This is a genomic window from Minwuia thermotolerans, from assembly GCF_002924445.1.
In the GTDB taxonomy this organism is placed as follows: domain Bacteria; phylum Pseudomonadota; class Alphaproteobacteria; order Minwuiales; family Minwuiaceae; genus Minwuia; species Minwuia thermotolerans.
In genome coordinates, this window is record NZ_PIGG01000071.1 from 1 (window position 1) to 6,232 (window position 6,232).

5 protein-coding genes and 1 pseudogene are annotated in these 6,232 nt (G+C 62.7%); all 6 read right to left on the reverse strand.

Features of this window, described 5'->3' with window-relative positions:
- Positions 1-635 (reverse strand): ParB/Srx family N-terminal domain-containing protein (locus CWC60_RS20715; protein WP_164516668.1); only part of this gene is annotated, 635 nt, incomplete at its 3' end.
- A 102-nt stretch (positions 636-737) separates the two neighbouring features.
- Positions 738-1,457 (reverse strand): hypothetical protein, encoded by a 720-nt coding sequence (locus CWC60_RS20720; RefSeq protein ID WP_109795838.1) that lies wholly within the window; start codon positions 1,455-1,457, stop codon positions 738-740.
- 162 nt (positions 1,458-1,619) lie between these two features.
- On the reverse strand, positions 1,620-2,330 hold the full coding sequence (locus tag CWC60_RS20725; protein ID WP_109795839.1) for a hypothetical protein: 711 nt from the start codon (positions 2,328-2,330) through the stop codon (positions 1,620-1,622).
- A complete protein-coding gene (recD2, locus tag CWC60_RS20730; protein ID WP_109795840.1) occupies positions 2,327-4,507 on the reverse strand; it encodes an SF1B family DNA helicase RecD2 in 2,181 nt (726 codons plus the stop codon). Before recD2 ends, CWC60_RS20725 begins: the two co-directional genes overlap by 4 nt.
- Positions 4,504-4,944 (reverse strand): hypothetical protein, encoded by a 441-nt coding sequence (locus tag CWC60_RS20735; RefSeq protein ID WP_109795841.1) that lies wholly within the window; start codon positions 4,942-4,944, stop codon positions 4,504-4,506. Before CWC60_RS20735 ends, recD2 begins: the two co-directional genes overlap by 4 nt.
- A gap of 623 nt (positions 4,945-5,567) precedes the next feature.
- A pseudogene (locus tag CWC60_RS23795) lies at positions 5,568-6,232 on the reverse strand (hypothetical protein); the annotation flags it as partial.

The window sequence follows — 6,232 nt, forward strand, 5'->3', positions numbered from 1 at the left end:
TCGAGCAGCCGCCCATAGGCGGCCGGGTCACGGGCATCGCCGCAGAGCAGACGATGATTGCCGATCAGCCAGAGATCGCCCGGTCGGGTGACGGCCGGTGCATCGGCGTCCGCTTCAGGGATCTCGTCGTCGCCGTCGAGGGCAGGGCCGTCCTCCCCCACCTGGAGAACCAGGTCGATCTCGCCCATCTCGAAGCCGGTCACCGTCAGGTCGATCTCGGTGTCGACCAGGCTCTCGATCTCCAGGGCGAGCAGTTCGGGGTCCCAGCCCGCGTTCTCCGCGATGCGGTTGTCGGCGATCGCGAGCGCCGTCTTCTGCGCCGCGCTGAGCCCGGCGAGCCGAATGACCGGTACCCTGGCCATCTGCAGCAGCCGGGCCGCCTCGAGACGCCCATGCCCGGCAATGATCCGGCTGTCCTCGTCGACCAGGATCGGGTTGCAGAACCCGAACTCCCGGATGCTTGCCGCGATCTGCCCGACCTGCTTCGCCGAGTGGATCTTGGCGTTGCGCGGGTTCGGCCTCAGTTCGCCGATCGCCACATCCTGGATTTCAAGCGGACCCAGCCGGCGTTCGATGGCCTGGGTGCAAACGGCGGAGCGGGGTGAGCGGGTTTTGCGATGATATCGCTTCGACATGGCCGTTTTCCTTCATCAGATGCGTGATGAAGAATGGCCTAGGCCCTATCCGAACCCGGATAAATGACGAAGAATCAAACTACAAAGTAGATGACTGGCGATTTACACAACCCTTGGCCGGCCGGGCTTTTTGCGGGGTTTGAGGAACGCCTCGTCCAGAGTGAGCGCATGAAGCTTTACCTCTTCTGGCCCTTCGGGCGATCCCAGCATCAGTAGTTCCTGCGGGACCGTCCACATGTCTGCGGGCAGGAATGGTTTGTCAGGCTCTCGCCTGGACTGATTGGCCTGTCCCCACTGCCGAAGGATCTCGGCCGTGGTCAGAAAACGCCGGAAGTCATCAACGGCCAGTCCCTGGTTCTCGAAATCAGCACGAATGCCGCCCTCTCGTATCCAGAGCGCGCCCCAGAAATGAAGCACAGGCTCGAACTGCTTCACGCATTTGCGCAGCGTGGTCTTGTCCCTCGGAAAGTCGGGATCGGTTGCATATTCCTCGACCAGGTCAGCGGCCGCGTTCCAGGATGCTTTTTGAGGCTCCGAACAGTGAAGCGCGAAAAGCATTCTGAGTGTCGCGCCGGCGCCCGTGCCGCGCCGCAATCTCGTCGGCAGATCGTCGAGTCCGGCGTTGATCGCACTATGCTTCCCCGACAGCCCCTCGTACCAAATCTCCTCAACCCGTCCCGGATAGGCAGAGATTGCGGCCGACGTGTAGAAGCTTGCGCAATCCGCGGCGCGCCTGGTTTCATCCGGCTGCTCGTCCGGATAGAGCATCCTACCGAGGAGTACGTTGAAACCATCCGGGCGGTTGATATTCAGCAAAGGCATGATCGGACTCCGACGAATGCGCGGCGGACATCACGAGTTCGCCGCGGGTGGCAATCTGGAAAGACTGCGTCGGGCCAGCCTTTCCACTGAAGGCAAGTAAATCACATAAGTCGCTGTTTTGCCAGCTTGGGAGGTGAACAGGCCCCTGTTTCGACCGGCCGTTCACCCATGGCAATGCCCGCCATCGATATCGAGTGCCAGCGCGACCTTCCACAGCGGTGTCTTGAGAAACAGCGCCTCCTCGGTGCGGTACCGGGTTGCGCTCTCTTCCTTCTTCAGAAGACCCGCCCAGCAGAGCGGCCTCAGGACCTCGGCGTAGAGCCGGCCCATCATCTTGTCGTAGCCAGAACCGGGCTCGCCATAGAACACGCGGCGAAGATCCGCGCCCCTGGCGCCATCCTCGGTCTCGACGTTCAGCACGTTGAGGAAGATGTCCCAGTTGCCAAGGATCGGCTCGTCTTCGAACCGCGATAAGCTGGCATGGTTCACTCGGAAGACGAAGAACGGGACGACGGTGCCGAAGATCTGACCGGGGTGGCCGACCAGCGCCTGACCCGATCTGGTCAGCCTGAACTGGCCTTTGTAGTGCCGGCCGAGCTTCATCAAATTCATCAGTCCGTGCAGCAGCTTGAGCGGTGGGAAGTCGATCTCGTTCAGGACCTTGTTGATCGCGTAGAGATCGGCCTCGGTATAGCCCGGCCAGTCGAACTCGCCCGCCGCCCACTCAACGAATTTGCGATTGAAGGCCTTCGATGGCGTCAGGCCGATGCCGCCATGTTCGGCGATGTAGTCGCAGGTCTTTACGAGTCCTCGAACCATCGGCGAATGGGAAAGCGCCGGGTGATCATCTGGTATCTTCTTGAACTCGATCACGCGCTACACTCTCCAACCAGCCATTCGTCCAGCTTCGACCACCGTCGCCGGCCGGACACGTTCTTCACCGCGATGGCTACGGCCTTCCGCTGGCCGACAAGCACGACGAGCTGCTTGCCGCGGGTGATCCCCGTGTAGAGCAGATTACGCTGCAACATCGCGTAATGCTGGGTCAGCAGCGGGATGACGACCGCGGGATACTCCGACCCCTGGCTCTTGTGGATCGTCGCGGCATAGGCCGGCACCAGCGTGTCGAGCTCGCCGAAGACATAGCTGACCGCACGGCCATCGAAATCGACGACCAACTCGCCTTCGTCTGCGTCCAGCCCGTCCACGTAGCCGATGTCGCCGTTGTAGACCTCCTTGTCGTAGTCGTTCTGGATCTGCATGACCTTGTCGTCGGGTGCGAATGTCCAACCGAAGCGTTCGATCCTGTTGTCGCCGGAGGGATTGAGTGCGGCCTGCAGTTCGACGTTCAGCGAGCGGGCGCCGACACCGCCGCGGTTCATCGGACAGAGCACCTGAATGTCCCGGATGGGATCCAGCCCGAAGCGCTTCGGGATCCGGGACTTCACCAATTCCAGGATGCGCGCGACGGCCTGCTCCGGATCTTCGGCGGCGACGAAGTAGAAATCGCTCTCGCCGGCTGGTCGGGTGAGGTCCGGTATCTGACCCTGGTTTATCCGGTGCGCGCTCGTGATGATCTTGCTGCGGGCCGCCTGGCGGAACACCTCCGTCAGCCGCATGACCGGAATTTTCCCCGAGCCGATGATGTCGGCCAGGACCTGACCCGGCCCCACGGATGGCAGCTGGTCAATATCGCCGACGATCAGAAGGGCGGCGCTATCCGGGACCGCCTTCAGCAGCGATTGCATCAGCGAGACATCGACCATCGAACTTTCATCGACAACCAGCAGATCGCATTGCAGCGGGTTGTCCTCGTTGCGCTTGAAGCCGAAGGACTTCGGGTCGATCTCCAGCAGGCGATGGATGGTCCGGGCATCCATGCCGGTGGCCTCTTTCATCCGCTTTGCGGCCCGCCCGGTCGGTGCGCAGAGCAGGAGCCGCACCGCCTTTGCGCTCAGGATCTGCAGGATCGAGTTGACGATCGTGGTCTTGCCGACGCCCGGGCCACCGGTGATCACCATCACCTTCGAGCGAAGGGCGAGGCGGATGGCCTCGGCCTGGCTCTGCGCAAGGGTGAGGCCCGTCTTCATTTCGATCCACGGCAGCGCCTTCTCGGCATCGAGTTCCGGCCATGGCATGGACCCGGCGTTCAGGCAGCGGAGCCGATCAGCGATGGCGCGCTCCGCGTGATAAAGCCCGCTCAGAAAGACACACGCCGTCCCTGCAACCGTATCGGCCGTGATCGTGCCTTCGGTCATTTCCAGATCGATCGCGGTCTGGATCAGCGTGTCCGGCACCTCCAGCAGCTTGAAGGCCAGCGGGACCAGTTCGTCCATCGGCAGGCCGCAATGGCCGTCACTCATCGCCTCGGTCAGCGCGTAGGAGATTCCGGCCCGCACGCGGATCATCGCGGTCTTCTCGATCCCGAGCTTCTCCGCGATCATGTCCGCGGTCCGGAACCCGATACCGCGGATATCTCTGGCCAGACGATAAGGGTTCTCGCTCATGACCTGGACCGCGTCCGTGCCATAGGTCTTGAAGATGCGTACCGCTCGGGCGGTCCCGACACCATGGCTGTGCAGAAACACCATGATCTCCCGGATGACCTTCTGGTCCGCCCAGGCCGAGGTGATCCTGTCGGCCCGCTTCGGCCCGATGCCGTCGATTTCCCTGAGCCGCTCGGGCGCCGCCTCGATGATGTCGAAGACGTCCTTGCCGAATTGCCTGACCATCCGCTTGGCGTAGACTGGTCCGATGCCTCGGATCATGCCGGAGCCGAGGTATTTCTCGATGCCTTCGAGCGACGATGGCGCCGAGGTCTTCAGGAACCGCGCCTTGAACTGCGGACCGTGGATGCGGTCGTTGACCCATTCGCCGGACGCGGTCACCCATTCGCCGGCCGAGATCGACGCCGCGTGGCCGACCGTCGTGATCAGGTCACGGTGACCGCGTGCCTTCACCCGCAGAACGCAAAAACCGCTCTCGAGGCTGTGGAATGTGACACGCTCGACGAGGCCGGCGAGCACTTCCCGGGTGCCGTACGTGGTCACCGACCGACCTGAGGCCGCTCGGCGACGACCTCGGCCTCGCTGGTCTCACCGTGGATTGCGGTTCGGATCACCGTGTCGGTGATTTCGGCCAGGTATGTGGTGAGCGCCTCGTTGAGTTGTTGGAATTCGGGCAACAGCACCTCATCGACGAAGCTCGATGGTGCCCGCACGACGATGCTCTGCCGTTGCATGCGACGGTAGCGGTACGGCCGGAGGCCGTAGCGCCGGCAAAGCGCACAGAAAAGTTGACGCGACCATGGGTCGGGCAGGCTGAACCTGATCTCGGCGGCTTTCTCCCGACGTTCCGTCTGCTTGAGCCGGGCCCGGATACGGTCCGCTGCCGCATCGGCCGCGGCCTTCTCGCCGGGGGTCGTGGCGCCCGCGAAGAGCGCCTCGATCTTCTCCAGCTTTTCGAGCAGTTCGGTTTCGCTGGCCACCAGTATGTCCCCCGTCGTTCTGGCGATCCTATCGATCTTCCGGGTTTGCGACCATCGCCGGCGCACACGCCCTCAGCGCAATAGAAGGTCGGCCGGGACGCTGTCAGGTAAAATTTGACCGGCCGAGGCGGCCGCTGAGGGCGACAAGTTTCGGTGACGTCCTCGGACGTGGTGTAGCTGGGTAGCGCGGTGGTCATCGGCGCTTACCGGAATTCCCTGATCGGCGTTTCAAATTCCCTGTTCGGCTCAAAAAATTCCCTGTTCCAGTGCGTAGGGAATTCTACACCTAACACCCTGTCATGGCTGGATAAATGGACGCCCAGCGGTCCCCGATTCCCTGTAAATTCGACAAAATTCCCTGTTTTTCCGGCCTTATCAGGGAATTCGATGCAAGAGACTGGCTGGGTCGGGACTGCCGACACCACCACCCCGTCTCCCGCGAACCCACGTCCACACAGCGTCCCGCCGGAGACCGGCGGATTGCCCGGCTTTGCGGGGCTCGCCGCGCTGAAGAGCGTCCCGGGAGACGTCAAACGAGAGACGATTCCCCGCCAAATGCGCCCGCGTCTCTTCGGGCCGATTTCGGGGTCCAAACCATCAGATAGGGTTGAGCGATAAGGCGGTCAGGCCGGGAAGCCAAGCACCTTGCGTTGCGCCTGCCATTCGAGCGGCAGTTCGTTCATCCGCTTGAGTTGCTTCGCCGTCAGACCCACTGGCTGACGCCCATCGAGGATAGCCTCAATGATGTCGGGTGCGAGACAGGCGAGGTTGAGCGCCCTGCTGACGTCACTGCTATCGAGCCGTTCGCGCCTGGCAAGCTCCCGAAGTGAAGCGACCTCGCCTTCCGCCAGCATCCGGTTCCAGCGATGCGCGTCAGCGATGAGGCGGATGAGGTTTGCGTCGGGCCCACCGACTTCCTGTTCGCCGCCTGTCAGGATGATGCGGCTGCCTGTCCCTCTGCGTGAAAGCTTCACCGGCAGTTCCACGGCCAGAGTTGCATCGTCATTCTCCTCCTCGGCGAGAATCTGTTGGCCGCGGGTTACCTCCCCGGTGTCAATCGCGGAGGGCCGGAGGTGTACCATGATGGAGTTCTCTCTGAGTTCGGCGCGTTGGAGGAGGGCGGCGAGCATCCTCAATCGCGTATCGCGGTCGGCGCCGGTCAGGACATCGGCGGTGGCGTTGGCCGCATCGAGTGTTCGGGTCACTTCGTTGCTGTCGTCATCTTCATGCACCAGCAGGCCCATCACCCGCAGCGGGTCGCGCAGCAACGCCACCAGCTGGTCGACGA